The organism is Ruegeria sp. BF12, assembly GCF_056538705.1.
Genome location: NZ_JBQFTP010000004.1, coordinates 63645 through 89037, shown reverse-complemented (window position 1 = coordinate 89037; position 25393 = coordinate 63645). Strand labels below are relative to the sequence as shown.

The window sequence follows — 25393 nt, the reverse complement described above, 5'->3', positions numbered from 1 at the left end:
GTTTTCGGGACATTGCGAGATCTGAATGTAATTGGTAAAGAAAAAGAACCAGTCTCGCGAAAGTCGAAACACATGCCCGTGATTACTAATATTGACGACCTGAAACGCATCTACGAACGCCGCGTACCGCGCATGTTTTTCGACTATGCCGAAAGTGGCAGCTGGAATGAGCAGACCTTCCGCGACAACAGCTCGGATTTCGAAGACATCAGACTGCGCCAACGGGTCGCCGTGGACATGGACGGGCGCTCGACCGCTTCGCAAATGATAGGTGAGGACGTCGCGATGCCTGTGGCGCTCGCCCCTGTCGGCCTTACAGGCATGCAGCACGCAGATGGCGAGATGAAGGCCGCAAAGGCTGCCGAAGAATTTGGCGTGCCCTTTACCCTGTCGACCATGTCGATCAATTCGATCGAGGATGTCGCTGGGTACACGACCAAGCCCTTTTGGTTTCAGCTCTATACCATGAAAGATCAGGACTATGTCAGCCGCCTGATCGAACGGGCCAAGGACGCAAAGTGTTCGGCGCTGGTGATTACATTGGATCTGCAAATTCTGGGCCAGCGGCACAAAGACCTGAAAAACGGCCTGTCCGCCCCACCGAAACTGACCGCCAAGACCATCGCTAACCTGATGACCAAATGGGCCTGGGGAATCGAGATGCTGGGCGCGCATCGACGCGAGTTCGGCAATATCGTTGGTCACGCCGAGGGCGTTTCGGACGCTTCATCGCTGGGCGCATGGACGGCCGAGCAATTCGATCCCAGCCTCGACTGGAGCAAGGTCGAGAAACTGATGGAACAATGGGGCGGCAAGGTGATCCTAAAGGGCATTCTGGATGCCGAAGATGCCAAGATGGCGGCCAAGCTTGGCGCCGATGCCATCGTCGTATCAAACCATGGCGGGCGTCAACTGGACGGCGCGCTCAGTTCGATCCGTGTATTGCCCGAGATCATGGACGCCGTTGGCGACGACGTTGAAGTCCACCTGGACAGCGGTATTCGCTCGGGGCAGGATGTTTTGAAAGCTTTGGCGCTGGGTGCAAAAGGCACATATATCGGCCGTGCTTTCGTCTACGGGCTTGGTGCGATGGGCCAAAAAGGCGTAGCTACAGCGTTGGATATCATACACAAGGAACTGGACACCACAATGGCGCTGTGCGGCGAGCGGAATGTAAATAATCTGGGCCGCCACAACCTATTGATCCCCGAAGATTTCGGCGGTCGTTGGCAAAAGTGACCCCGCGTGCCAAGGGGGCGCTGCCCCCGCCGCCCTTTGGGCGACTACTCCGAGGTATATGCAGCCAGATGAAGCAACGGACCCTCAATTCATCTGGCTGATCATCTGGCTGAAAAAACCTTGGAGCGCGAGGCAGAGCCTCGCAAAAACCAGATGGCTCAAAAACCTCTTTCCAAACCAGTTGAATCAAGCTAAGGACGCGGCTTCACGCGGGCATACAGCCTTGGAGGATGCCCGCCCTAACATTTGGAGAATTATCATGGCTGGAGAGATTCCTGATCTCGTAGCTCTGGAACGGACGGGGACAGGCAAGGGCGCCGCTCGTCAAGCACGCCGCGACGGCATGGTTCCGGGCATTGTTTTTGGTGGCGATAAAGAGCCGCTGCCGATTCAGATCCCGTTCAACGAACTGTTCAAGCGCCTAAAAGCTGGCCGGTTCAAGTCGACCCTGTGGAACCTGAAAGTTGACGGCCACGAAGATGTTCGCGTGATCTGCCGCGATGTTCAGCGTGACGTCGTCAAGGACCTGCCGACCCACCTGGACCTGATGCGCCTGCGTCGGACCACCAAGATCGCGCTGTTCATCCCCGTTGAGTTCATCAACGAAGAAGCAGCCCCCGGCATCAAGAAGGGCGGCGTTCTGACCGTTGTTCGTCCGGAAGTCGAACTGATGTGTACCGCAGGTGACATTCCGGAGAAGATCACCGTTGACGTGACCGGAATGAACATCAACGACGTTGTCACCATTTCGGCGGTAGACCTGCCCGCGGGCACCAAGCCGACCATCGACCGTGATTTCGTGATCGCGAACGTCTCGGCACCGACCGGTCTGTCGACCAGCGACGAAGAAGAAGGTGACGAAGCCGAAGTAGCCGCAGACGAAGTTGAAGTCGTCGGCCAGGAAGCTGAAGAATAAGTTCAGTTTCAACTGTTCTGATTTTGAAACGGGGTTCTATCGGAGCCCCGTTTTTTTGTGTCAGATGCGAATTTTCGCATTTGATCGCAGGTTGTGCTAGGTTCGCTGCCAGTGGCCCTGTTGGAAAGCCACAAGCCCATCGATTAGTTCAGTGGAGCCCGCGATTATGAAACGCCAATCCAATTTTCTATCCGCCCTCATTTCAATTACCGTCGGTGCAGTCTCTGGCTCTGCGGCTATTGCCCAGGTGCAGGACACGCTGCCCAGTCAGGAAGACGTCGCCGAACGGTTCACCTCGGATCACTTCTCGCCCTACGCCGGTCGAACCTTCCCGACCAGGCCGCTGTGGGGCGATACGCATCTTCACACCGAGGTGTCCGTGGATGCAGGAACCATGACCCGTCTCAGTCAGGAAGACGCATTTCGGTTCGCAAAAGGCCATGAGGTCACGACGACGCACGGATTGCAGGCAAAGCTCTCTCGCCCACTGGATTGGCTTGTCATCTCGGACCATGCAGAAATGTACGGGCTGATGCCTCAGCTACTTGGTGGGGATCAGAACGTCCTGTCCACGCCACAGGGCAAAGCCTGGTACGACGCGCTGACCAGCAACGACAATGACGTGATCTTTGCCACGGCTATGGAAATCGTGGCGTCGCTGTCCGGAGACGAACCTCCGATCGACAATCCAAAAGCGATCAAGGACGCGTGGCAAGACTACACCTCTCTGGCAGACCAGTACAACGAACCCGGCGTCTTTACAGCGTTGATCGGGTACGAATGGACGTCCGAGGGCGGAGACAATATCCACCGCAACGTGATTTTCAGGGACGGCGCGACCATGGCCAACCAGGTACTGCCGTTCTCGCAATTCGACAGCAAAAACCCCGAAGACCTTTGGGCGCATCTGGCTGGCTACGAAGATCGGACCGGTGGTGACGTTTTGGCAATTCCGCATAACGGCAACTTGTCCAACGGGCGGCTCTTTTCAGTATCGAATTTTGACGGCACTCCATTGACCGAGGAAAACGCACGTTTGCGCGCCCGGTTCGAACCGGTCATCGAAACCACCCAGATCAAAGGTGACAGTGAGGCGCATCCATTCCTCAGCCCGGATGACGAGTTTGCCGACTTCGACACATGGGATGCGTCGAACCTGAACGGCACCGAAGCCAAAACTCAGGATATGCTGCAATACGAATACTCGCGTGAGGCATATAAAACTGGCCTGATGCTGGAAGAGCAGTTGGGCATCAATCCCTACAAGGTCGGCCAGATCGGCTCGACCGATGCGCATACCGGCATGGCCGCTGTGGAAGAGGAAAACTTCTTTGGCAAGCATTCCGGCGTGGAACCTGAGCCCAACCGGTGGGAGCATCTGGTGATCGAGGCCCCCGATCCGGAGTTTTCCATTTATGGATGGAAACAGGCCTCGGGTGGATATGCGGCGGTTTGGGCCACTGAAAACACCCGCGAGGCAATCTTTGATGCACTGGAGCGGCGCGAGGTCTATGGTACCACCGGCTCTCGTATCCTCGTGCGGTTCTTTGGAGGCTGGGACTTTGCCGAAGAGGATGCCCTTTCCCGACTGCCAGCCGATATCGGCTATGCCAAAGGCGTTCCGATGGGGTCAGACTTGCCGAGCAACCCGGGCGACGGCGCGCCAAACTTCCTGATTGCAGCGCTGAAAGACCCCTACAGCGGAAACCTTGACCGGGTTCAGGTCATCAAAGGCTGGTTGAACGCCGACGGGACGCGCGGTGAAAAGGTCTATGATGTTGCGTGGGGCGGTGATCGCACACCCGGAGCAGACGGCAAGCTGCCCGCGGTCGGAGACACTGTAGACGTGGAAAACGCCACCTGGACCAATACGATAGGCGCATCGGAACTGATCACCTATTGGCAGGATCCCAATTTCGATCCGTCACAACGGGCGTTCTATTACGTCCGCGTCATCGAAATACCGACACCGCGCTGGACAGCTTACGAGGCGAAGCGGTTCAATGTTCAGATGGACTCCGACGTGCCAATGACCACGACCGAGCGCGCCTATACCTCACCCATCTGGTACACGCCTGAAGGCTGAGACCCGTCCCTTGCGCCCTGCCCCGGCTGGATTTCCGATCCAATTCGGGGCATGAGAAGGTAAAGCGAACAAGGAAGCGCGGAGCAGAGCCATGAAACTATTTGTCGGACTGGGAAATCCGGGTCAGAAGTATGCCCGGAACCGGCACAATATCGGCTTCATGGCTCTGGACAGGATAGCCGACGATCATGGGTTCGGCCCATGGAAATCCAAGTTTCAGGCGGAAATTTCCGAGGGTCGATTGGGCTCGGACAAGGTTTTGCTGATCAAACCGCAAACCTTCATGAACCGCTCGGGCCAGTCCGTGGGTGAGGCAATGCGGTTCTATAAGCTCGACTCAACCGATGTGACCGTCTTTCACGACGAACTGGACCTAGCCCCGGGCAAAGTCCGCGTCAAAGCGGGTGGCGGCCACGCAGGCCACAACGGGTTGCGTTCGATCCACGAGCATATCAGCCCGGCCTATGACCGCGTGCGTCTGGGGATCGGACATCCAGGGCGCAAGGAAATGGTCTCGCCCTATGTCCTCAGTGATTTTGCCAAAGCCGACGCGGACTGGCTGGATGACGTGCTGCGGGGTGTTTCGGATGGAGCTGCCCATCTGGCCAACGGTGATGGTGGCAAGTTCATGAACGCAGTCGCGTTGCGGACGGCGCCGCCGCGGTCGTCGAAATCCCCTGCGACGCCTGCAAAACCGGCGGCCAAGTCGGCACCGGAACCCGAGGCCGACGAACGGTCAGCCATGCAAAAACTGCTGGACAAGTTCAAATAGAGCCATTGATGTTGCCGTTACGTCTCAATTGCGAACTCGACCACGCCGCGGTCCAATACAGTACGAAAACGGGAGGTGTCATATGCGGGTCCTGATGAAATGGGTGCTGCGCATCCTATTGATGCTGGTGCTGGCGGCCGTGGTTGTGGGCTTTTGGAAGCGCGAAGAAATTCAGCGCCTGATGGCCGTGAACTCTTTGTTTACCGAAGAAAAGATCGTTCACAACTTCTCTCACATGAACGACGCCTTCCTCACCGTTGATCTACCGCGAGGTGACGGTCCGACCTATGAACTGCCCTATGGGCCCGGGTTTGATCTGCCCGGTGGAACGGATGCCTGGATCGAAGACCGGGTTGTTACGTCTCTGCTAGTGATGCAGGACGGGCAGATCCGGTTCGAAGAGTATTATCTGGGCACAACCCCTGAGGACCGCCGGATTTCATGGTCCGTCGCCAAGAGTTACCTGTCCGCCCTTTTCGGCATCCTGATGTCCGAAGGTACGATCGACTCACTTGATGACCCTGTGGTCAAATATGCGCCGAAACTGGAAGGAACCGCCTATGACGGCGCGACGATCCGCAACGTGCTGAACATGGCCAGTGGCGTCACCTTCGACGAGGATTATCTGGACTACGATTCAGACATCAACCGCATGGGTCGTGTCGTTGCACTGGGCGGAGAGTTGGACGATTTCGCCGCCTCACTGAATGAGACTTTCGCGACACCCGGCGAGACATGGCAATACGTATCTATCGACACGCATGTCATCGGCATGGTGATCCGCGGGGCGACGGGCCGGTCGGTGACTGAACTGTTGACCGAAAAGATCATTCAGCCGCTGGGCCTTGAACGCGACGGCTATTACGTCACCGACGGCGCCGGAGTGGCCTTTGTGCTGGGCGGGCTGAACTTCACCACTCGCGACTTTGCCCGGTTCGGGCAGATGATCCTGCAAAACGGCCAGCATAACGGCCAGCAGATCGTACCTGCCGAATGGATTGCCCAGTCAGTGTTTCCCAGCGCCCCGACCGAGGCCGGAAAAATCGGCTATGGGTATCAGTGGTGGATTCCCCTCGGCGCGCATGAAGGCGAGTTTCTGGCCCGTGGCGTCTATGGCCAGTACATCTATTTCGACCAGCCGCGAGGCGTTCTTATCGTCTCGACGGGGGCCGACCGCAGCTTTCGTGACAAGGGCGTCAACGAGGCCAACATAGAAATGTTCCGCAGCATCGCGCAAAGCCTGTAAGGTGTGCCTATGCAAAAGCTCGATAGCATAAATGTTCTGGGGGGCGTTCTTGCCTCGTGTTCCCGCGATCCGTTGACCGGGTTCTTTCGGGATGGCGCCTGCAACACCTGCGTCGAAGATCAGGGCAGCCATACGGTCTGCGCAGTCATGACGGCCGAATTTCTGGCTTACTCAAAATATGTCGGCAATGACCTCAGCACACCGCGCCCCGAGTTCAATTTTCCCGGTTTAAAGCCTGGTGACAGCTGGTGTCTGTGTGCGGCAAGGTTCCTGCAAGCCCATGACGAAGGTTGCGCGCCCAAGGTCCATCTTGAGGCAACGCATCAACGGGCGCTGGACATCGTTCCAATCGTTATTTTGCGCCAATATGCAGCTCAACCCGATTGACGCCGATCAAAAAAAGTCATCAAAGAAACCCGCCAGCCGACACTTTGTTTAGCAAGCGCGTAAACGTCAAACAAACGAGGTAGGCTATGAGCTTTATCGCCATGAACCGCTTCAAAGTCCGTCTGGGCAGCGAAGCCGATTTCGAAACCGTCTGGAAGGACCGGGAAAGCCGCCTGAAGGAGTTGCCGGGCTTTCAGGAATTCCGTCTTTTAAAGGGCCCTGAGGGCGAAGGTTACCGTCTGTATTCCAGCCACGTGATCTGGGACAGCAGGAACGATTTCGAAGCCTGGACCAAATCCGAACAATTCCGGGACGCACACAGGAATGCGGGTAAAGGCAACACGCAATCCGCGCTGATGGGACCACCTCAGTTCGAAGGCTTCGAAACCGTGTTGTATCAGAACTGACGCGTGGCTGACGGCACTCGCCCGGCAGCCGTTTGAATATCACATAGCCCGGGCCAAGTAGCCGCGCGACGTGCGTGATGGCGGGCCGGTTGGAAAACTGTGCTCCGCCTCCAAAAGCCACCCTGCATCTTCAAGCATTTCTGCCACTCTTCGCGGTCTGTAGGACCGGTGGCGCCATTGGAACCAAATGATGGCGTTACTCCAGTGTGGTTTGCTGACAACCAGCCAAAGCTTCGCCGCAGGGGCTGCCAACCGGCGCATTCGGCGTAAGGCGTCGGTTGGGTCCTCGCAATGCTCAAGGACATGGGCGGCAAGAACACAGTCGAATGGCTCGGCTGACTGATAGTCCTCCAAACGTGAGAGCACAGTGTCTGCAGTTACGCCCCGCTTGGCCAAAGCATGCTTGGCCTGATCAAGCATTTTCCCCGACGGCTCCATCAGGGTAACGCGTCCTTCGTGTCGGATGACCGCGCGCGCTTCGGCAAAAGCGCCTGTCCCGCAACCCACATCCAACGCATTTTCGCCAAGACTCGCTGCCGATCCGGTCGAGAGAAAACCCAGATAGGCATCAAAATATCCAAGCAGACGCATTTTGTCGGCCCAGCCCGGGGCTGCGGCGTCGTATTTTTGATCGAGTTTTTCCGAACTGGATGCGTCCTGCATGCCCCGCAAGGTGGCATGAAACACCCGGGGCGCAAAGCCCCGGGATTTGGTTAGTCCGCCGAGCGGCCCTCGGTATCCGACATGTCGAAATTCAGATACTTCGCGACGGTCTGAACATCCTTGTCACCCCGCCCGCACATGTTCATGCAGATCAGGTGATCCTTGGGCAGATCCGGCGCGATTTTCATTACGTGAGCCAGTGCGTGGCTTGGTTCCAGCGCCGGGATGATGCCTTCGGTGGCGCAGCACAGCTGGAACGCCTCCAGCGCCTCTTTGTCGGTGATTGAGACATAGTTCGCACGGCCAATATCGTTCAGCCACGAGTGTTCAGGGCCGATACCCGGGTAGTCCAGGCCAGCCGAGATCGAATACCCTTCGAGGATCTGACCGTCATCATCCTGCAGCAGATAGGTGCGGTTGCCATGCAAAACGCCCGGGCGACCGCCAGTCAGCGATGCGCAGTGTTCCATCTTCTCGTTTACGCCTTTGCCACCGGCTTCGACGCCGATGATATTGACCGATTTGTCGTCGAGGAACGGGTAGAACAGGCCCATAGCGTTCGACCCGCCGCCGATGGCAGCGATGATCGTGTCGGGCAAACGGCCCTCGGCCTTCATCATCTGCTCTTTGGCTTCCTTGCCGATGATCGACTGGAAGTCGCGTACCATTGCCGGGTACGGGTGCGGACCAGCCACGGTGCCAATGCAGTAGAACGTGTCGCGCACGTTGGTCACCCAGTCACGCAGCGCGTCGTTCATCGCGTCTTTCAGCGTGCCGCGCCCGGAGGTCACCGGAATCACTTCGGCGCCCAGCAAACGCATGCGGAAGACGTTGGGCGCCTGACGCTGCACGTCATGCGCGCCCATGTAGACCACGCATTTCAGGCCGAACTTGGCACAGACGGTGGCAGTGGCCACGCCGTGCTGCCCTGCCCCGGTTTCCGCGATGATCCGGGTCTTGCCCATGCGACGCGCCAGAATGATCTGGCCCAGCACGTTGTTAATCTTGTGTGCGCCAGTGTGGTTCAGTTCATCACGTTTGAGGTAAATCTTCGCACCGCCCAGATGGTCGGTCAGGCGTTCTGCGAAATACAGAGGCGACGGGCGACCCACATAGTTGGCCCATAGGTCATCCATTTCGGCCCAGAAGGTCGGGTCATCCTTTGCCTTCTCATATTCCTCTTCCAGCGAAAGGATCAGCGGCATCAGTGTTTCGCTGACAAACCGCCCGCCGAAGATGCCAAAGCGCCCCTGCTCATCAGGACCGGACATGAAGGAATTGAAAAGATCGTTGGCCATGGGTGTCTCCCTCGTCGTACCCGTTGTTCATAGGTGGTGGCGGCGGGATTTGCCATGGCAAAACGTATCATTCCGCAGGCTGATACCGATGCTTCCAAATCCGCAGCGCCTGTTCTTGCGTTGGAACTGCGATGCATGAAAAGTGTTGGAACTCATGCGTGACCGATAATCGGTCCGACACTTCCAAAACGCGCCGATGAGGACCCGAATGGGCAAAGGTCAGCATCGCCTCGACATCCTGCCAGACACTGAGCGAAAAATAGAGCCCATTGTGCGGGAACAGCTGCGCATGTTCACACAAGGGATCGCCTTGCGCCTGCTTCAACGCTTGCCCGGCACGCCAAAAGAACTCGGGCGCATTGTACCAATGTTTTAGGGTAACCCCGCCGATCGCTGCGAGCATATCCATCCCTCCCACAGCTATATACGGGGGAACCAGTCGGACAGATCAACGGGCGGCGGATAAAAATTCCCGAATCTTAATGAGGTCTTTAACTCCCGGAGAACTTTCCACCCCTGAAGAGACATCAACCTGTTTCGCGCCGGTCATACGGATCGCTTCCGCGACGTTTTCCGGCGTCAACCCTCCGGCCAGCATCCACGGCCGCTGCCAGTACTTCCTGCCCGCCAACAGACGCCAGTCAAACGCCAAGCCGTTGCCCCCCGGCAATTCTGAGGTGCGCGGCGGTTTCGCGTCGATCAGCAACTGATCGGCCACTTCGGAATACAGATCAATCGCGCTCAGGTCTTCGGCCTCGGCAATACCGACCGCCTTCATCACCGGCAGGCCAAACCTTTCGCGCACGTCCGAAACCCGCGCTGGTGTTTCTTTTCCGTGCAGTTGAAGCATGTCCAAAGGGACACTGGCCAGGATGTTATCCAGCTCTTCATCCGAGGCATTCACGGTCAAGGCAACCTTGGCGATTCCCGCGGGCACCAGTTGCGCCAGCTTTGCTGCCGCGTCGATTTCCAAATGCCGGGGAGATTTGGGGAAGAACACAAAGCCGACATAGCGCGCGCCGGCCTCAGCCGCGGCACGCACGTGATCAGGCGCGGTCAACCCGCAGATTTTGACTGCTACATCTGGCATTGAAGTGCCTCAGCTGGCTTCGTCCAGCAGGGCCAGAACTTCATCCTGACCTTCGCTCTGCTTCTTCTTGAGCTTCTTGACCTCACGCTCAAGCTTGCGCACCTCGCCGGTTTTGGCCGAAGCGTCACGGCGGTGCTTATGCTCGCGCAGCCATTCCCACAGGAACCCGATGACCAGCCCGGCGACCACACCGCCCAGCACCACCAGGAACAAGGGCAAGGAGGTAGCAAAGTTGAACCCCAGCATTTCGGCAAGGGCATCCGGCATCAATTTCAGTTCGACAATCTGGCGGTTGGCCAGCGAGATCGACACAAGGGCGATCCCAAGGACCGCCAAGAAAGCATATCGAAGGTAGCGCATCATAGCCTAGGCTTTACCGTTCAAACGGTCCCGTAGCAACTTGCCAGTTTTGAAAAACGGAACACATTTTTCTTCAACCTGAACGGTTTCGCCAGTTCTTGGGTTGCGGCCCACGCGCGCATCCCTTTGTTTCACGGAAAATGCACCGAAGCCGCGCAGTTCGACACGGTCACCGCGCGCCATGGCGTCGGTTACTTCTTCGAACACGGTATTCACGATCCGCTCGACGTCACGCTGATAGAGATGCGGGTTCTCGTCGGCGATTTTCTGAATCAGTTCTGAACGGATCATGTGCGTTACCCTCCCAGGCGACCGGTTAACCATGTCTAGTGTTCTGGACAGTATAGGAAAAAACCGAGTTCGGGGGAACGTAAACTCTGTGTGCAAAGCCTTCATTTTACAGCAAATTCGCGCGATTTTTCGCCTGTTCGCGCAATTTCTGCGCCAAAAGCATGAACGACAGCCGGAATAAGCCCAAAAATTGGAACATATTGATTCGCAACAAAAACGGCCCCGCGCGTCTGCGCGGGGCCGTAAATTCGGCTAGGACTGCTGCCCCGGCTTAGTCGCCGGATTTCAGCGCTGCGCCCAGGATATCGCCCAGCGAGGCGCCTGAGTCGGAAGAACCGTACTGTTCCACGGCCTCTTTCTCTTCGGCGATCTCGCGTGCCTTGATCGACAGGCCCAGACGACGGGTCTTGCTGTCGACGTTGGTGACGCGGACGTCGACCTTGTCACCGACCGAGAAACGCTCGGGGCGCTGCTCAGCACGGTCACGCGACAGGTCCGAACGACGGATGAACGACTTCATGCCTTCGTATTCGACCTCGATGCCGCCATCTTCGATCGCGGTCACTTCAACGGTGATGACCGAGCCACGCTTCACGCCGCCCACGGCCTCGGCGAACTTGTCACCGCCCAGGGCTTTGATCGACAGCGAGATACGCTCTTTTTCCACGTCAACTTCCGAGACAACGGCCGAAACCATGTCGCCTTTGCGGTAGTTCTGGATCGCATCCTCGCCACGCTCGTCCCAGGACAGGTCCGACAGGTGAACCATGCCGTCGATGTCGCCTTCGAGGCCAATGAACAGACCGAATTCGGTGATGTTCTTGACTTCGCCTTCGACCTCGGTGCCCTCGGGGTGTGTTTCTGCAAACACTTCCCATGGGTTGCGCTGAGTCTGCTTCAGGCCCAGAGACACGCGACGCTTGGCGCCGTCGATTTCCAGAACCATGACGTCGACTTCCTGGCTGGTCGAAACGATCTTGCCGGGGTGGACGTTTTTCTTGGTCCAGGACATCTCGGACACGTGCACCAGACCTTCGACACCGGCTTCCAGCTCGACGAACGCGCCGTAGTCGGTGATGTTGGTGACGCGACCCTGATGGACCGAGCCCAGCGGGTACTTGGCAGCAACCAGATCCCACGGATCTTCCTGCAGCTGCTTCATGCCCAGGCTGATGCGGTGGGTCTCTTTGTTGATCTTGATGACCTGAACCTTGATGGTTTCGCCGATCGTCAGGATCTCGGACGGGTGGTTCACACGGCGCCATGCCATGTCGGTGACGTGCAGCAGGCCGTCAACGCCGCCCAAGTCAACGAATGCACCGTATTCGGTGATGTTCTTGACAACACCCTCGACGGTCTGACCTTCGGACAGGTTGCCGATGACTTCGGCACGCTGTTCGGCACGCGATTCTTCCAGGATTGCCCGACGCGAAACAACGATGTTGCCACGGCGGCGGTCCATTTTCAGAATCTGGAACGGCTGCTTCAGACCCATCAGCGGGCCAGCATCGCGCACAGGGCGAACGTCAACCTGCGAGCCGGGCAGGAACGCAACTGCGCCACCCAGATCGACGGTGAAGCCACCTTTGACGCGACCAAAGATTGCACCTTCGACGCGCTGGTCGTCGGCATATGCTTTTTCCAGACGGTCCCATGCCTCTTCACGGCGGGCCATCTCACGCGAGATGACGGCTTCGCCACGGGCGTTTTCTGCGGCGCGCAGGTAAACTTCTACCTCGTCACCAACAGCGATTTCAGGGGCTTCGCCGGGATTTGCGAATTCTTTCAGATCAACGCGGCCTTCCATTTTGTAGCCTACGTCGATGATGGCTTGGCCGGCTTCGATCGCCAGAACCTTACCTTTGACAACAGAACCCTCTTCGGGTGTGTCCATTTCGAAGCTTTCGTTCAGGAGGGCTTCGAATTCCTCCATGGATGCGTTAGCCATGTGGCGTTGTTTTCCTTTACAGTACGTTTTTGCTGGCCGAGCGGTTGTCTCCGCCGGTCTTGTTTCATGATGTCTTCAGGCGTGACCCGGCGCGCCCCTGAGCAAACAAACACAAAGGGCCGAGGTTTCCCGGCCCTGCTCAGATACGCCATCCGGACGTTGACCGCCCTTGTGTTGACAGCGCGCGTATAGGCGGAATCTCCGACGGGTGCAAGAGGAAAGCCTTAAAATACGGGGCCTGAACCCCCTTAGATGCGATCCGGCCCGTCAGTTCCGCCTCCTGTGCCCCACACCCCTGCGTCCCGCCTCAGCATGGAATGCTCAATCGCATTCAGACGGGCACAGGCCGCAGAAGGGTTATGTGTTCCGCCTGCCTTGTTCCAAATGCGCAGGGCCGACTTTGGACTCCAGGGCAAGCAAGCCGAAGAAAGCCATTGCCGCAATTCGGCAGGCAATGCGTCATAGGCCTTCATCGGCGAACCAACTCGCCTGCGCCGCTTGATCTGGCTACGCAAATTTCGTGTCTTTCTACGATCAGCCACTGCCTGCCTCAGAGGATTGCCCCAACAACCAGATTTCTGCCCTGAAATCTATTGCCGTACTTTGCTTTCGATTTGGTATGTTATTACATCTAATAATTTGAAGCGCAACCGGCGACCGGGCACCCCAATTACCCTGATGACAATGGCTATTTCCGACGACCCGTGTCGTATATCGAACAGAAAGTCGGGCCCTTCTGGCAAACCTTTGGTACGAGCGGAGGACCCAATGAGCCAGCACACAAACTTTCTCGTCATTATCTCGGATGAACACCGCAAAGACGCGATGGGCTGCGCTGGCCACCCGATCGTCAAAACGCCGAACCTGGACGCGCTGGCCGCACGTGGCACAATGTTTGACTCCGCCTACACGCCCTCGCCCATGTGCGTACCTACGCGGGCGGCGCTGGCGACCGGTGACTGGGTGCACACGACAGGTAACTGGGACAGCGCGACACCGTACAACGGAGAGCCACGCAGCTGGATGCGACAGTTGCGGAGCGCCGGGCGTGAGGTGGCATCAATTGGCAAACTGCACTTCCGCTCGGTCGAGGACGACAACGGATTCAGCCAAGAGATCCTTCCAATGCATGTGGTTGGCGGCGTCGGCTGGGCGGTAGGATTGCTTCGTGAAAACCCACCCGCCTACGACTCAGCCGCTGAATTGGCCGGAGATGTCGGCGTGGGTTCCAGCACATATACCGACTACGATCTGGACATCACTGCTGCGTCCGAGGCGTGGCTCGCTGACCCCGCGCGTCAGGACCAACCGTGGGCTGCATTCGTTTCCCTTGTCAGTCCGCACTATCCGCTGACCTGCCCCAAGGAATGGTACGACCTGTATGATCCCGCCGAGATGGACTTGCCCATTGGCTACGGCAATGGTCTGCCTGACCACGAGGAACTGCGCAACATCGCCTCGTTCTTCAACTACGATGACTATTTTGACGAACAGAAGATGCGTGAAGCCAAGGCAGCCTACTATGGCCTGACATCGCTTATGGACGATTGCGTCGGGCGTATTCTAAAGGCGCTGTCCGACAGCGGTCAGGCCGAGAATACAGTGGTAATCTATGTGTCGGACCACGGTGACATGATGGGCGACCAAGGGTTCTGGACCAAGCAGGTCATGTACGAGGCCAGCGCAGGTGTTCCAATGATCATGGCGGGCCCCGGCATTCCGGCGGGTCGGCATGTCACCACATGCACGAACTTGACGGATATTGCGGCGACGGCCCGGGACGTCTGCGGTGTGTCAGACGATAAGGCCAATGCCACTCAGCCCGGCCTCTCTTTGTTGGACTTGGCCAATGCGCCGGACGACCCGAACCGGACTGGTTTCAGTGAGTACCACGACGGAGGATCAAAAACCGGCAGTTTCATGGTGCGGTGGGGCAACTGGAAATACGTCTACTATGTCGGCCAGCCCCCACAATTGTTCGATTTGGTCGCCGATCCGCATGAGCAAATCAATCGCGCGCTGGATGGGGTGAATGATCCGATCATCCAAGCAGCGTTGATCGAAGGAGAACGGCGCCTGCGTGAAATCTGCGATCCTGAAGAGGTCAACGCCCGCGCCTTTGCTGATCAGCGCAAAAAGATCGAGGAGTTGGGTGGAGAAGAAGCCTGCCGCACGGCCTTCGTTTTCAATCACACGCCCACGCCGTCCGAGCAGGACAAGCTGCGTGAAGGCCCGGCGCTCTAGCTCAATTTTCTTAGGAGTTCGTTGATCAAAGCACGTGGCAGGTCGTTGTTGTCACTACCGCTCAACTGCGCTCTACCTCCGGAAAAGTGTTCGTCATTGACCTGAGCGGTATTCACGGCCCGCGTACGGCTCAACGATCGCCCACAGGGGGACAGCGTTTCAACGCGCCGCCTTGATCTATTTGCCACCCCTTTGATCGCCCTGAAGGCCGAGGCTTGAAGCCCCGCCCTTCTTCCTCGTTTCAAATGGTTCCCGCAATGAGCGCAAAAAACCTCTAGAACAGTTGAAGATCCTTCGCGCCGCTTTGAATTTCTGCAAGGTTCGGCATGTTCTGGATCACAAGAGGTGCCGGTGCTGCGCCCGGCATCGCCACCGTCGGCTTCGCCGCCGCCATTTTTTTGAAGGCTGGTCGCTCCAGTTCTCCTCGTATATCACGCAGCAGCGTTTTGTGATCCGGCATTGATTTGAGTATCTGCGCAAGGTCCACTTTTGCGCCCTTCCACCACTGGAACCAAATCGGCCTTTTTAAAGGCCGAAGACGGTCGCGGATGCCGGTTCCATAGCCGGTATCATAGACCTGCTTGCCCAAAAGAACCGTCTGATAAACACGGAAATTGAACAGCGTTGCGAACTCGATGTCGTGCTCCATCGGCAGGCGGTGCTGCCACAACTCCAGGTTCTCGGCCAATCGATCCGGCAACTTCATCTCGGTGCGCGCGTCGATCCAGTATTGATCATCCGTGCGATTGCCCAGGCGATAATGCAGACAGATGAAGTCCAGAACCTCATCATAGAGCTTATTCATCTGCCGGTTATATCTCGACCGCAACGACGGCTCGATATCTCGCGTCGGCAGGTGCTCGGCGAACCAGCGCACCGCATGATCAATCATATGGATCGCGGTACTCTCAAGTGGCTCGATAAACCCGCCAGACAGACCAATTGCCAAACAGTTCTTGACCCAGGCGTTGCGCACGCGACCGACGCGCATCGGGATCACACGCGGCGTAAGTCCTTTCCCGCTGTCGCCCAGCCATTCAAGGTATTCATCCGCCGCCTGATCGTCCGTCCGATGCGCGGACGAATACACATAGCCCGTGCCCACACGGTTGTAGAGCGGCACACGCCATGTCCAACCTGCGCCCAGCGCGGTAGACCGCGTGACGCTTTCGATCTTCTCGGGATCAGGGTGTTCAATCTGCAACGCCATTGCGCGATCATTCGGCAGGTACTCCGAGTAATCCATGAATGGCTCGCCCAGAGCCTGATTGATGATCAACCCGCGGAACCCGGTGCAATCGATCACCATCTCGATATCGTGACGGCCTTTACGCTCGAGCATCAGATGGCTGACGTTGCCTTGCTCATCCAATTCAACCGATTTCACCTCGTCCTGGATGTGCTCCACGCCGCGCTTGGTGCAGACCGTTGTCAGCATACCTGCGAACTTCACTGCATCCAGATGATAGGCATAGCCGAACCGCTGCTCAAACTCAGGCTGCCCCAACTGCCGTGCGCCCTTGCACAGGCGGGCAAGATCATCGTGCGGCGAGATGGACTGCGTATAGTCCCGATCTCCATTGCCGAAGCGCAGGAAATACTCGGCGGCCTCCAAGCCTTCCAACAATTGGCCGTGGGCAAACGGGTTCACATAGTCGATGCGATTACCCTTGGCATCCTTGTTCCAATTGCAAAACTTCACGCCCAGTTTGAATGACGCGTTAGTTTCACGGAAAAAATCCCGCTCTGAAATGCCCGCCTGACGGAGCGTGACCGGCATACGCGGCACTGTGGCCTCGCCGACTCCCACGGTCGAGATATTGGGGCTTTCGATCAGGCAGATGCGCGGGCGATCCTTGGTTGCTGAAGTGCGTGAAAACACCATGTCCAGAATCAGCGCGGTCATCCAACCCGCCGTTCCACCACCAACGATGGTGATTTTACTCAAACGATTGTTCATGTTTTTTCTGTCCCTGTTGGCTTTAGGGATTATGTAGCTGCCTGCCCTTTTTTAGGCTTTTTGAGCAGCTTTCCCTTTTAGCTAATAAGAGACTATAGCAGCTTTCTGGCATCCATCTAGGGTCTGTGACGCAACGGCCGTTTTGGCAGCAAAAAAGGGCGAATTCCAAGTGACACTCAGATCTCCTCGCCTTTTTTCAGAAGTTCTTCAATCAGTTCACGCTGCAGATCATGGCTGTCACCGCCGCCAAATTCCGCCGCACCGCTGGAATACAGGGTTCCGTAAGTCCTTGCGATATTCACGGTCTGGGCCAGCCCCGAGATCAATTGCTCTTTGTTCAGTCGAGACAACGGGTGAATGAAGGCAGCCCACAAGGTGCCATTGGCGATCGCGTAGCGCGCATCCAGCGTACTGTCGAAATTTGCCTGCATTACACGCCTCAGATCCTCGGACGACAATTCACCGGCGCTGCTGACCGCCACCATCGCCCGCATCCTGTCAGCGTTGATGTCTGTGACAACCAGCACCGTAACATCCGACACCTTCAACTCGAACCCCGGCCCGAACGGCTGCGCCTCGGGATCAAGCGCAAAGAGGATCTTGCCCAGACGTTCATATGTCATCGGTGGTTCGGGTTCCTTGGCCTCCTGGGCCGCCAGACTTCCGGCAAGGAAAAATAGCAATAAGGCTAGTCGGATCATGGCATCGCTCCTGCAGGCTACAATTCGACAATAGGAACCGACAGCGAACCTGACCAAACAAAGCTTGGTGAAGAGTATTTCCAGCCCACCTACAGCTTTGAACGATCTGCAAGATACTTGGGGCTTGCTGCGATAGCTCGTTCAGAACCCCGCACCTAGCTTTGGTTCAGCGGCTGGCAGACCCGCCGGCCCGAACCTGCACAGGAAAGGAAAACACAATGAAATCCCTGGTTCTGACCACCCTGATCGCGACCTTGCCGCTTGTTGCCGCTCCGGCTTTTGCGGCGGATGAGATCAATGTTTCAAACGGCATTTCCGCCGCTGGCGCGCCGCTGGCCGCGCATGGCGTCGATCTTGTGGCGCTGGTCAACGACGGCAATCCCGTTGAAGGATTTGCGACCCATTCCGCGACGTTTGACGGCGCATCATACTACTTTACCAGTGCCACCAACCGCGAAGCGTTCGAAGCCAACCCAGCGGCTTACTTGCCGCAGCATGGCGGATTCTGTTCCTTTGGCGTGTCCGTGGGCAAGAAGTTCGACGGCGACCCGGATCAGTACTTGGTTGCAGATGGTAAACTCTACCTGTTCCTGAACGCGGAAACACGTGCTGCGTTTCTTGAGAACGTAGCAGCGACATCACAAACCGCTGATGATCAGTGGTCGAAGATCAAAAACATCGCTGTCGGAGAACTGTAGTCTGGGCTCCCCCAGCCAAGGCTCGCGATATCAAAGGTTCGCGGGCCTTGCATTTTCAACGATCTCAACAGCTTTGGCCAAGGCGTCCTCGATGCTCAGGTCCGAAGTGTCCAGCAGTACGGCGTCTTCAGCCGGTTTCATCGGAGCGGTGCTGCGTTCTGCATCGCGCGCGTCGCGTTCACGGACATCTGACAACACCTGATCCCGCGTAACATCACTGCCCTTTGCGGCGAGTTCAAGGAAACGGCGCTCGGCCCGAACCTTGGGGCTGGCAGTAACGAACAGTTTCACCTCTGCCTCGGGGCAGATAACCGTACCGATATCGCGGCCATCCAATACCGCCCCCCCCGTTCGACGCGCAAAGGCCCGTTGGAATTCAATCAGAGCGGCCCGAACCTCGGGGATGACGGCGACCCTGGACGCCGCCTGAGCGATTTCTGCCGTGCGCAGATCGCCCTGCTCCAGCTCTTCGGGTGTAAGAGCCTGCGCCGCAACAATAGGCTCCATGCCTTGCAGGGTCCGGCGCCCGACGGCCCGGTACAACAGACCGGTGTCCAGATGGGCAAACCCGAACTGCGCCGCGACCGCTTTGGAGATCGTTCCTTTTCCTGCTGCGGCAGGGCCGTCAATGGCGACTGTGAAGGGCATGCCAGACATTAAACCGGACGATTGTTGCGCTGCAATTGTGCACCCAAAGTGGCCATCAGCGGTTCAAAAATCGGGAAGGAGGTGGCGATCGGACCAGCATCATCAACGGTAACGCCCTTCTTGGCACCCATGCCCAGAATCATGAACGACATGGCAATGCGGTGGTCCAGAAAGCTCTCACAAGTGCCGCCACCCGGGACGTTGCCGATACCCAGCCCCTCGACGGACCACCATTCTTCGCCTTCGTCCACGGTCACGCCATTGGCGCGCAACCCGCGAGCCATCGCGTCGATCCGGTCGCTTTCCTTGACGCGCAATTCTTTCACACCGCCCATCATCGTGGTGCCGGTGGCATTCGCCGCGATCACGGACAGAACCGGATATTCGTCGATCATCGAAGCCGCCCGTTCCGGCGGCACGTTGATGCCCTTCATATTGGGCGAGTACTTTGCGCGCAGGTCGGCGACGGGCTCTCCTCCCTCTTCGCGCTCATTCTCATAAGTCAGGTCCGCGCCCATCTCACGCAACGTGGTGAACAGACCTGCACGGGTCGGGTTAAGGCCGATGCCCGGCACCAGCACGTCCGAACCGGGCGTGATGAGCGCCGCGCAGACCGGAAACGCCGCGCTGGACGGATCGCGCGGGACTGCGATGACCTGCGGTTTCAGCTCTGGGCGTCCGGTCAGGGTGATCACCCGGCCCTCATCGGTATCCTCGACCGTGATCTCGGCACCGAAGCCCGCCAGCATACGTTCGGAATGGTCGCGGGTGGCTTCTTTCTCGATCACAACCGTTTTGCCCGGTGCGTTCAAACCGGCCAGCAGCACAGCGGATTTAACCTGCGCCGAGGGCACAGGCACCTCATAGCGGACCGGAACCGGATCGACCGCACCAACGATGGTCATTGGCAAACGCCCACCGGAACGGCCCACCGATTGCGTTCCAAATAACGCCAGCGGGTCGGTGACACGCGCCATTGGGCGTTTGTTCAGGCTGGCATCACCGGTAAAAGTCGCCGTGATCGGGCAGGTCGCCATAGCGCCCATGATCAGACGCACACCAGTACCGGAGTTTCCGCAGTCGATCACTTGGTCCGGCTCGGCAAATCCACCGACGCCCACACCATTCACAGTCCATTCACCGCCACCGTGATCGGTGACTTCGGCCCCAAAGGCGCGCATGGCCTTTGCGGTGTCCAGAACATCCTCGCCCTCCAACAGTCCCGAGATCTTTGTCTCGCCTACTGCCATCGCGCCCAGGATCAGCGACCGGTGCGAGATCGATTTGTCACCGGGCACCTCTGCCGTGCCGGTCAACGGGCCGCAGGGATGCGAGGTCATCGGGATGGGCGTGCCGTGTCCGGACATGGGGGCTCCTGTTTTCGCTATCAGTGCTCAAGCCGATTAGCGAATTGGGGCCGCTTGGTCCAGCCGCAATCAACCTTTGCGGCGGAAGGTCAGATAATGTGGCGTACGGCCTTCACGCAGAGCCTTCTGCTCGTAACGGGTGGAAATCCAGTCTTCCCACGGCTCTCGCCAGTCCGAGGGGCGCTCGGCCAGCCATTCGAACCCGGCGCGCGGCACCTCTTCCAGCGTCTGGCGCACATAATCTGGAATGTCGGTCGCCACGCGGAAAATCGAGCCCGGCTTCAGGGCGCGGGCCAGCGGCTCCAGGTGTTCCTGCGTCACGAAACGGCGACGATGGTGGCGGGTTTTTGGCCACGGATCCGGGTACAACAGAAAAGCGCGCGAGATGCTGGCCTCGGGCAATACGTCGAACAGATCGCGCGCATCACCGGGATGGACGGCCAGATTTTCGACCCCAGCCTGACGAATCTTGCCCAAGAGCATGGCGACGCCGTTGATGTAGGGTTCGGCCCCAATAATGCCGATATCGGGATTGCTGGCAGCCTGATGCACCAGATGCTCGCCACCGCCGAAGCCAACCTCAAGCCAGACATCCTTGCCGCCGAACAGCGCGTCCAGGTCCAGCGGGTGACGTTCAGGGTTGGTTTCCCAATCGACCGCGCCCGGCGACAGGGCATCGAGATCTTCGTTCAGATACGTCTTTTGACTCTGCTTCAGTGTCTTGCCCTTAAAGCGGCCATAGAAGTTTCTGCGGGGGCGTTTTGGTGTCTGGGTGCTCATGGCGGTGCCCATACTGCGCAGGTCCAAGTGTTGCAACCCCGGCGCCAGAACGAAAAAGCGCGCCGGTTAGGGCGCGCTTCGATTACTTCGGATCAGACCGCCGCTTTTAGCGCATCGGCCAGATCGGTGCGTTCCCAGCTAAAGCCGCCATCCGCATCGGGTTCGCGGCCGAAATGGCCATACGCAGCGGTGCGCTGGTAGATCGGCTTGTTCAGCTGCAGGTGCTGCCGGATACCGCGCGGGGTTAGGTCCATCACCTGGCCGACGGCCTTTTCGATCTCGACATCCGCAACCTGCCCTGTTCCATGCGTATCCGCATAAATAGACAAAGGTTTGGACACGCCGATCGCATAGCTCAGCTGGATCGTGCAGCGTTCCGCCATCCCCGCAGCAACGACGTTCTTGGCCAGATAGCGCGCAGCGTAAGCAGCCGAGCGGTCGACCTTGGTCGGATCTTTGCCCGAGAACGCGCCGCCGCCATGCGGGGCCGCGCCACCATAAGTGTCAACGATGATCTTGCGCCCCGTCAGGCCAGCATCACCGTCGGGTCCACCGATAACGAACTTGCCCGTCGGATTGACGTGCCATTCGGTCTCGCTGGTCAGCCAGCCTTCGGGCAGCGTTTCGGCGATGTAAGGTTCGACGATGCCGCGAATGTCTTTCGAGGTCAGCGTTTCGTCCAGGTGCTGCGTCGACAAAACGATCGAGCTGACGCCCACTGGTTTACCATCACGGTAGATAACCGAAAGCTGGGATTTCGCGTCCGGACCCAGCGCGGGTTCTGCGCCGCTCTTACGAACTTCGGCCAGACGGCGAAGGATCGCGTGCGAGTACTGGATCGGCGCTGGCATCAGCGCGGGGGTTTCGGTGGTGGCGTAACCGAACATGATACCTTGGTCGCCGGCACCTTCGTCCTTGTCCTCGGACGCGTCCACGCCCTGCGCGATATGGGCGGACTGCTCGTGTAACAGGTTTGTCACCTCGACGGTTTCGTGGTGAAATTTGTCCTGCTCATAGCCGATATCCTTGATACAGGCGCGCGCGATCTCATCGATACGGCCCATATAGTCGTGCAGCTTTTCCTGATCAGACAGACCTACTTCTCCACCGATGACGACGCGATCGGTCGTGGCAAAGGTTTCGCACGCAACGCGCGCTTCGGGTTCTTCGTTCAGAAATGCGTCAAGGACGGCATCGGAAATCCGGTCGCAAACCTTATCCGGGTGCCCTTCGGAAACAGACTCCGAAGTAAATGTGTAGTTCTGTCGCGACATGAAAGTGCTCCATTAAGATTTCCCCATCACGCCAGGAAGCCGTTGTGACGGGCAAGCGACGGAATACGCCCCTTGAAACAAAGGGTCAATGCGAAACTATCCCTGCTGCTTTCGTGCGTTGCGCCAAAACAGAGCGAAGAACACCAGCAACACGACAAAGATCGGCATATCCCCCATGCGCGAATACACCGTCGAGGCCATGGGCCCCGGCAGGTTTGCGTCGATGAACCCAGCCTGACCCAAAGGCAATGCTTCGGTTATGCGCCCCAATGGATCAATCATTGCCGAAACACCGGTGTTCGCCGAACGCATCATCGGCAGGCCTTGCTCAATCGCTCGCATCTGGGCCTGCGCCAAGTGCTGATAGGGACCGGACCGGGTTCCAAACCAAGCGTCATTGGTGATCTGCAACAGGAAATCTGCCCGGTCGGGGGCCGACAGAACATCCTGCGTAAATACGGCCTCATAACAGATTAACGGCAGAGCCTTTCCCAGCTGTCCGGCATCCATCAGCGCCGCGCCGGGACCGGCGGAGAAACCGTTGCCTGTGGTCGCGGCCATTCCGTAGATGCCGAACCGGGCCATGACATCACCGAACGGGACATACTCCCCAAACGGCGCGAGGTGATGCTTGTCATAAAGACCCTGTTGCTGACCATCCTCGTTCAGATAGATCATCGAATTGTATATGCGCGGCCCCTCTCCCCTCTGGATACCCAGAAAAACGGGCGTGCCCTGCGCTGCATCGGTGACCGCCGCCAAATACGGCTGAGCGCTGCCCAGCCACGCAGGCACCGAAGTTTCCGGCCAGACAATCAGATCGGGCCGGGGGGCCGACGCCGTGAACTCGACCTGACGGGTAAAGAACAGCGGGGCGAATTCGGGGTCCCATTTTTGGTGCTGAGGCGCGTTTGGCTGGATCAGGCGGACGACATGATCTGTTTCGCGAACGTCCGGACGCGTAGCTGCGTACGCAAGCGCCAAACCGGCGGTCCCGACCGTCAAGCACAAAGGCAACGCAAAGCCCCCACGCTGCGAAAGCGCGGCGCCCAATGGCAGTGTGGCCAGCATCGTCACCGCACCCAAACCGTACGGCCCGATCAGGGACAAGAGTTGCGCCACCGGCGTGTCCACCCAAACTTGCGCCAACCCGGCCCAGGGAAACCCGGTCAGAACATAACCTCGGGCAAGCTCGAATAACGAGATTGAGATGCCCAGAAAAACGGCCTGCGCTTTCGCCTGACCGTCCGGACGACGCGCTGCCCAGAAGGCGAGCGCCCAAAACAGCGCGAGGCCGCCTGCCATGAACGTCAGAGCAAAGGGGGCCATCCACGCGTGCCGCTCTGCGTCGACAAAGAATGGCTCGACAATCCAGCTAAGCGCGTGCGCGAAGTACCCGGTCGCAAAGGCCCAACCCAGCCAGGCTGCCTGCATCCGCGTCTCGGTTGTCAGAAACAGCGGGTACAGCAGGATCAAAGCGACCACGGTCGCTGGCCACATACCAAACGGAGCCAGCCCGAACGCCGCCACCGCGCCCAGCGCAGCAGCAAGTAAGAACCTCAGCCAAAATGGCCAGCCCTTTGCAGGGTTCATTCAACGCGATCCGGCAACATGACACGCAGACGCTTGATCCGACGAGGGTCGGCGTCGATTACTTCGAACTCAGGGCCTTCCGGGTGCAATACGACTTCGCCTCGGGCAGGAACGCGACCGGACAGCATGAAGACAAGACCACCCAGTGTATCGATCTCTTCCTCGTCCACATCTTCGTGGCTGGTCAGAGAGCGCTCGATCTCGGCCTCAAACTCTTCAAGCGGAACGCGCGCCTGCACAATATAGCAGCCGGGTTTGTCCTGAATCCAAAGCTGATCTTCGTCCGCATCGTGCTCATCGGCAATTTCACCGACCACCTGTTCAATGAGATCCTCGATCGTCACCAACCCGTCAACGCCGCCATATTCGTCAATCACCAGCGCCATGTGCCGACGTTCGGTCTGCATTTTGGTCAGCAGAACACCAATCGGCATCGAAGGCGGCACGAACAGTAGGGTGCGCAGCATCGACACCAGATCGAATTCCGAAGACGTGCCGTTGAAGCCATGGGTCAGTGCAAAGTCCTTGAGGTGGACAAATCCCAATGGCGTATCCAGCGTCCCCTCGTAAACCGGGATTCGGGACAGCCCGCTCTCGCGGAAGAGCTGAGCCAGTTCGTCCTTGCTGATGGTTGAAGGCACGGACACGATTTCTGCTGTCGGAATGGCGACATCCTCGACCCGCATCCGCCGAAGGTTGATCATGCCACGGGGCTGCACCTTGTCGACCTCATGTCCATTGGCCGCGCCAACCTCTTCAACGCTTTGCGATGAGAGCGCGTCCACTATTCGAGAAAAGAAACCGGCTTTCTCGCCAAAATTTTCACCGCTGTTCTTCGGTTGCGCGCCCTGCGCCGCCATAGAACTGCCGTCTGTATCGCCCATATTCCTGTTCCAATTAATCGGCCGCTGGGGCCCTATGACATACTATATGGGTCATCGATACCCAATTTGCCAAGTATCTCGACCTCGACCCCCTCCATCAAAGTGGCGTCGGGGTCACGAATGTGATCATAACCCAGCAAGTGCAACGTTCCGTGAATGATCAGATGCGTGACGTGATCGTCTATGGATTTACCGGCCTCGGACGCCTCGCGCGCGCAGGTATCGAAGGAAATCGCAATGTCGCCCAGCGGCATCTCGCCGGTAAAATCAGGTGCTGGCTTTGCCGGTGGTTGACCCGCAACTTCGGCCGCCAGATCCTCGGCTGGCCAGCTGAGCACATTGGTTGGAGCGATCTTGTCGCGAAACTCGGCATTCAGTTCCGCGATCCGAGCGTCATCGCAGCCAAGCAGACTGATCTCGCAAAGGTCGTCATCCAGACCGGAATAGTCCAATACAGCCTGAATCGCGCGCGTGGCCAATGGCTCAAGCCGCTGCCACCGCGCATCTTCTATCGTAACTTCCAGGTTCATTTCATCGTGCC

General features: G+C 58.1%; 26 protein-coding genes and 1 riboswitch. Of the genes, 9 read left to right on the top strand and 17 right to left on the bottom strand.

Features of this window, described 5'->3' with window-relative positions; genetic code table 11:
- Window positions 1–72 precede the first annotated feature (72 nt).
- The 7 genes from ACR0J0_RS08770 to hmuQ all read left to right on the top strand — a co-directional run bounded on the left by ACR0J0_RS08770 (window position 73) and on the right by hmuQ (window position 7053).
- A complete protein-coding gene (locus ACR0J0_RS08770) occupies window positions 73–1239 on the top strand; it encodes an alpha-hydroxy acid oxidase (protein WP_480663049.1) in 1167 nt (388 codons plus the stop codon).
- Window positions 1240–1498: 259 nt separating this feature from the next.
- Entirely contained in the window at window positions 1499–2155 is a 657-nt protein-coding gene (locus ACR0J0_RS08765; protein WP_480663047.1) for a 50S ribosomal protein L25/general stress protein Ctc, read from the top strand.
- A 166-nt stretch (window positions 2156–2321) separates the two neighbouring features.
- Entirely contained in the window at window positions 2322–4241 is a 1920-nt protein-coding gene (locus ACR0J0_RS08760) for a DUF3604 domain-containing protein (protein ID WP_480663045.1), read from the top strand.
- Window positions 4242–4332: 91 nt separating this feature from the next.
- Window positions 4333–5013: an aminoacyl-tRNA hydrolase gene (gene pth, locus ACR0J0_RS08755; protein ID WP_480663043.1), complete on the top strand. Its 681-nt coding sequence runs from the start codon at window positions 4333–4335 to the stop codon at window positions 5011–5013.
- An 82-nt stretch (window positions 5014–5095) separates the two neighbouring features.
- Window positions 5096–6259 carry a serine hydrolase domain-containing protein gene (locus tag ACR0J0_RS08750; RefSeq protein WP_480663041.1) on the top strand — a complete coding sequence of 388 codons (1164 nt, stop codon included), beginning with the start codon at window positions 5096–5098 and terminating at the stop codon, window positions 6257–6259.
- Window positions 6260–6268: 9 nt separating this feature from the next.
- Entirely contained in the window at window positions 6269–6646 is a 378-nt protein-coding gene (locus ACR0J0_RS08745; RefSeq protein WP_480663039.1) for a DUF2237 family protein, read from the top strand.
- 86 nt (window positions 6647–6732) lie between these two features.
- Entirely contained in the window at window positions 6733–7053 is a 321-nt protein-coding gene (gene hmuQ / locus ACR0J0_RS08740) for a heme-degrading protein HmuQ (RefSeq protein WP_480663037.1), read from the top strand.
- A gap of 39 nt (window positions 7054–7092) precedes the next feature.
- Here hmuQ and ACR0J0_RS08735 read toward each other — a convergent pair whose 3' ends face one another.
- The 8 genes from ACR0J0_RS08735 to ACR0J0_RS08700 all read right to left on the bottom strand — a co-directional run bounded on the left by ACR0J0_RS08735 (window position 7093) and on the right by ACR0J0_RS08700 (window position 13245).
- A complete protein-coding gene (locus tag ACR0J0_RS08735; protein ID WP_480663035.1) occupies window positions 7093–7716 on the bottom strand; it encodes a class I SAM-dependent methyltransferase in 624 nt (207 codons plus the stop codon).
- 50 nt (window positions 7717–7766) lie between these two features.
- Window positions 7767–9014: a tryptophan synthase subunit beta gene (gene trpB / locus ACR0J0_RS08730; RefSeq protein WP_480663033.1), complete on the bottom strand. Its 1248-nt coding sequence runs from the start codon at window positions 9012–9014 to the stop codon at window positions 7767–7769.
- A 67-nt stretch (window positions 9015–9081) separates the two neighbouring features.
- On the bottom strand, window positions 9082–9417 hold the full coding sequence (locus tag ACR0J0_RS08725) for a DUF3291 domain-containing protein (RefSeq protein WP_480663031.1): 336 nt from the start codon (window positions 9415–9417) through the stop codon (window positions 9082–9084).
- A 45-nt stretch (window positions 9418–9462) separates the two neighbouring features.
- The gene (locus ACR0J0_RS08720) at window positions 9463–10104 is read right to left on the bottom strand and encodes a phosphoribosylanthranilate isomerase (RefSeq protein WP_480663029.1); all 642 of its coding nucleotides are present in this window, start codon (window positions 10102–10104) and stop codon (window positions 9463–9465) included.
- Between the two features lie 9 nt (window positions 10105–10113).
- Window positions 10114–10464 (bottom strand): lipopolysaccharide assembly protein LapA domain-containing protein, encoded by a 351-nt coding sequence (locus ACR0J0_RS08715; protein ID WP_480663400.1) that lies wholly within the window; start codon window positions 10462–10464, stop codon window positions 10114–10116.
- 6 nt (window positions 10465–10470) lie between these two features.
- Entirely contained in the window at window positions 10471–10755 is a 285-nt protein-coding gene (gene ihfB, locus ACR0J0_RS08710; RefSeq protein WP_037310872.1) for an integration host factor subunit beta, read from the bottom strand.
- A 271-nt stretch (window positions 10756–11026) separates the two neighbouring features.
- Window positions 11027–12703, bottom strand: coding sequence for a 30S ribosomal protein S1 (gene rpsA / locus ACR0J0_RS08705; RefSeq protein ID WP_039532111.1), 1677 nt, complete (start codon window positions 12701–12703; stop codon window positions 11027–11029).
- 248 nt (window positions 12704–12951) lie between these two features.
- Window positions 12952–13245, bottom strand: coding sequence for a DUF6525 family protein (locus tag ACR0J0_RS08700; protein WP_480663026.1), 294 nt, complete (start codon window positions 13243–13245; stop codon window positions 12952–12954).
- Window positions 13246–13471: 226 nt separating this feature from the next.
- On the opposite strand from ACR0J0_RS08700, the gene ACR0J0_RS08695 reads away from it, so the two are divergent.
- A complete protein-coding gene (locus ACR0J0_RS08695; RefSeq protein WP_480663024.1) occupies window positions 13472–14947 on the top strand; it encodes a sulfatase family protein in 1476 nt (491 codons plus the stop codon).
- Window positions 14948–15221: 274 nt separating this feature from the next.
- Here ACR0J0_RS08695 and ACR0J0_RS08690 read toward each other — a convergent pair whose 3' ends face one another.
- Both ACR0J0_RS08690 and ACR0J0_RS08685 read right to left on the bottom strand, forming a co-directional pair.
- Entirely contained in the window at window positions 15222–16907 is a 1686-nt protein-coding gene (locus tag ACR0J0_RS08690) for a tryptophan halogenase family protein (protein ID WP_480663022.1), read from the bottom strand.
- 176 nt (window positions 16908–17083) lie between these two features.
- Complete coding sequence (locus tag ACR0J0_RS08685) at window positions 17084–17608, bottom strand: hypothetical protein (RefSeq protein WP_480663020.1); 525 nt, start codon at window positions 17606–17608, stop codon at window positions 17084–17086.
- A 218-nt stretch (window positions 17609–17826) separates the two neighbouring features.
- On the opposite strand from ACR0J0_RS08685, the gene ACR0J0_RS08680 reads away from it, so the two are divergent.
- Window positions 17827–18306, top strand: a complete 480-nt coding sequence (locus ACR0J0_RS08680) for a YHS domain-containing (seleno)protein (RefSeq protein ID WP_480663018.1) — start codon at window positions 17827–17829, stop codon at window positions 18304–18306.
- A gap of 30 nt (window positions 18307–18336) precedes the next feature.
- On the opposite strand, the gene ACR0J0_RS08675 is transcribed toward ACR0J0_RS08680, so the two are convergent.
- The 7 genes from ACR0J0_RS08675 to ybeY form a co-directional block, all read right to left on the bottom strand.
- Window positions 18337–18954, bottom strand: a complete 618-nt coding sequence (locus ACR0J0_RS08675; protein WP_480663015.1) for a (d)CMP kinase — start codon at window positions 18952–18954, stop codon at window positions 18337–18339.
- Window positions 18955–18962: 8 nt separating this feature from the next.
- Window positions 18963–20321, bottom strand: coding sequence for a 3-phosphoshikimate 1-carboxyvinyltransferase (gene aroA, locus ACR0J0_RS08670; RefSeq protein WP_480663013.1), 1359 nt, complete (start codon window positions 20319–20321; stop codon window positions 18963–18965).
- A 69-nt stretch (window positions 20322–20390) separates the two neighbouring features.
- Window positions 20391–21101 carry a tRNA (guanine(46)-N(7))-methyltransferase TrmB gene (gene trmB, locus ACR0J0_RS08665; protein ID WP_480663011.1) on the bottom strand — a complete coding sequence of 237 codons (711 nt, stop codon included), beginning with the start codon at window positions 21099–21101 and terminating at the stop codon, window positions 20391–20393.
- Window positions 21102–21193: 92 nt separating this feature from the next.
- Window positions 21194–22375, bottom strand: coding sequence for a methionine adenosyltransferase (gene metK, locus ACR0J0_RS08660; protein WP_480663009.1), 1182 nt, complete (start codon window positions 22373–22375; stop codon window positions 21194–21196).
- Between the two features lie 5 nt (window positions 22376–22380).
- Window positions 22381–22429: riboswitch (SAM-SAH riboswitch) on the bottom strand.
- Window positions 22430–22471: 42 nt separating this feature from the next.
- Window positions 22472–23968 carry an apolipoprotein N-acyltransferase gene (gene lnt / locus ACR0J0_RS08655; protein ID WP_480663008.1) on the bottom strand — a complete coding sequence of 499 codons (1497 nt, stop codon included), beginning with the start codon at window positions 23966–23968 and terminating at the stop codon, window positions 22472–22474.
- On the bottom strand, window positions 23965–24852 hold the full coding sequence (locus ACR0J0_RS08650) for a hemolysin family protein (protein ID WP_480663006.1): 888 nt from the start codon (window positions 24850–24852) through the stop codon (window positions 23965–23967). Before ACR0J0_RS08650 ends, lnt begins: the two co-directional genes overlap by 4 nt.
- Before the next feature lie 32 nt (window positions 24853–24884).
- Window positions 24885–25382, bottom strand: coding sequence for an rRNA maturation RNase YbeY (gene ybeY / locus ACR0J0_RS08645; RefSeq protein WP_480663004.1), 498 nt, complete (start codon window positions 25380–25382; stop codon window positions 24885–24887).
- Window positions 25383–25393 lie beyond the last annotated feature (11 nt).

Excerpts from the sequence above, each read along its gene's own strand:
- ACR0J0_RS08725 (WP_480663031.1), bottom strand. The coding sequence starts at position 9,417 with ATGCTCGCAGCGATCGGCGGGGTTACCCTAAAACATTGGTACAATGCG.
- ACR0J0_RS08745 (WP_480663039.1), top strand. The coding sequence starts at position 6,269 with ATGCAAAAGCTCGATAGCATAAATGTTCTGGGGGGCGTTCTTGCCTCG.
- ACR0J0_RS08750 (WP_480663041.1), top strand. The coding sequence starts at position 5,096 with ATGCGGGTCCTGATGAAATGGGTGCTGCGCATCCTATTGATGCTGGTG.
- rpsA (WP_039532111.1), bottom strand. The coding sequence starts at position 12,703 with ATGGCTAACGCATCCATGGAGGAATTCGAAGCCCTCCTGAACGAAAGC.
- ACR0J0_RS08715 (WP_480663400.1), bottom strand. The coding sequence starts at position 10,464 with ATGCGCTACCTTCGATATGCTTTCTTGGCGGTCCTTGGGATCGCCCTT.
- ACR0J0_RS08735 (WP_480663035.1), bottom strand. The coding sequence starts at position 7,716 with ATGCAGGACGCATCCAGTTCGGAAAAACTCGATCAAAAATACGACGCC.
- pth (WP_480663043.1), top strand. The coding sequence starts at position 4,333 with ATGAAACTATTTGTCGGACTGGGAAATCCGGGTCAGAAGTATGCCCGG.
- ACR0J0_RS08690 (WP_480663022.1), bottom strand. The coding sequence starts at position 16,907 with ATGAACAATCGTTTGAGTAAAATCACCATCGTTGGTGGTGGAACGGCG.
- ybeY (WP_480663004.1), bottom strand. The coding sequence starts at position 25,382 with ATGAACCTGGAAGTTACGATAGAAGATGCGCGGTGGCAGCGGCTTGAG.
- ACR0J0_RS08680 (WP_480663018.1), top strand. The coding sequence starts at position 17,827 with ATGAAATCCCTGGTTCTGACCACCCTGATCGCGACCTTGCCGCTTGTT.
- ACR0J0_RS08675 (WP_480663015.1), bottom strand. The coding sequence starts at position 18,954 with ATGCCCTTCACAGTCGCCATTGACGGCCCTGCCGCAGCAGGAAAAGGA.
- hmuQ (WP_480663037.1), top strand. The coding sequence starts at position 6,733 with ATGAGCTTTATCGCCATGAACCGCTTCAAAGTCCGTCTGGGCAGCGAA.
- trpB (WP_480663033.1), bottom strand. The coding sequence starts at position 9,014 with ATGGCCAACGATCTTTTCAATTCCTTCATGTCCGGTCCTGATGAGCAG.
- ACR0J0_RS08760 (WP_480663045.1), top strand. The coding sequence starts at position 2,322 with ATGAAACGCCAATCCAATTTTCTATCCGCCCTCATTTCAATTACCGTC.
- ACR0J0_RS08770 (WP_480663049.1), top strand. The coding sequence starts at position 73 with ATGCCCGTGATTACTAATATTGACGACCTGAAACGCATCTACGAACGC.
- ACR0J0_RS08685 (WP_480663020.1), bottom strand. The coding sequence starts at position 17,608 with ATGATCCGACTAGCCTTATTGCTATTTTTCCTTGCCGGAAGTCTGGCG.
- aroA (WP_480663013.1), bottom strand. The coding sequence starts at position 20,321 with ATGTCCGGACACGGCACGCCCATCCCGATGACCTCGCATCCCTGCGGC.
- ACR0J0_RS08650 (WP_480663006.1), bottom strand. The coding sequence starts at position 24,852 with ATGGGCGATACAGACGGCAGTTCTATGGCGGCGCAGGGCGCGCAACCG.
- ACR0J0_RS08695 (WP_480663024.1), top strand. The coding sequence starts at position 13,472 with ATGAGCCAGCACACAAACTTTCTCGTCATTATCTCGGATGAACACCGC.
- trmB (WP_480663011.1), bottom strand. The coding sequence starts at position 21,101 with ATGAGCACCCAGACACCAAAACGCCCCCGCAGAAACTTCTATGGCCGC.
- ACR0J0_RS08765 (WP_480663047.1), top strand. The coding sequence starts at position 1,499 with ATGGCTGGAGAGATTCCTGATCTCGTAGCTCTGGAACGGACGGGGACA.
- lnt (WP_480663008.1), bottom strand. The coding sequence starts at position 23,968 with ATGAACCCTGCAAAGGGCTGGCCATTTTGGCTGAGGTTCTTACTTGCT.
- ACR0J0_RS08720 (WP_480663029.1), bottom strand. The coding sequence starts at position 10,104 with ATGCCAGATGTAGCAGTCAAAATCTGCGGGTTGACCGCGCCTGATCAC.
- ihfB (WP_037310872.1), bottom strand. The coding sequence starts at position 10,755 with ATGATCCGTTCAGAACTGATTCAGAAAATCGCCGACGAGAACCCGCAT.
- metK (WP_480663009.1), bottom strand. The coding sequence starts at position 22,375 with ATGTCGCGACAGAACTACACATTTACTTCGGAGTCTGTTTCCGAAGGG.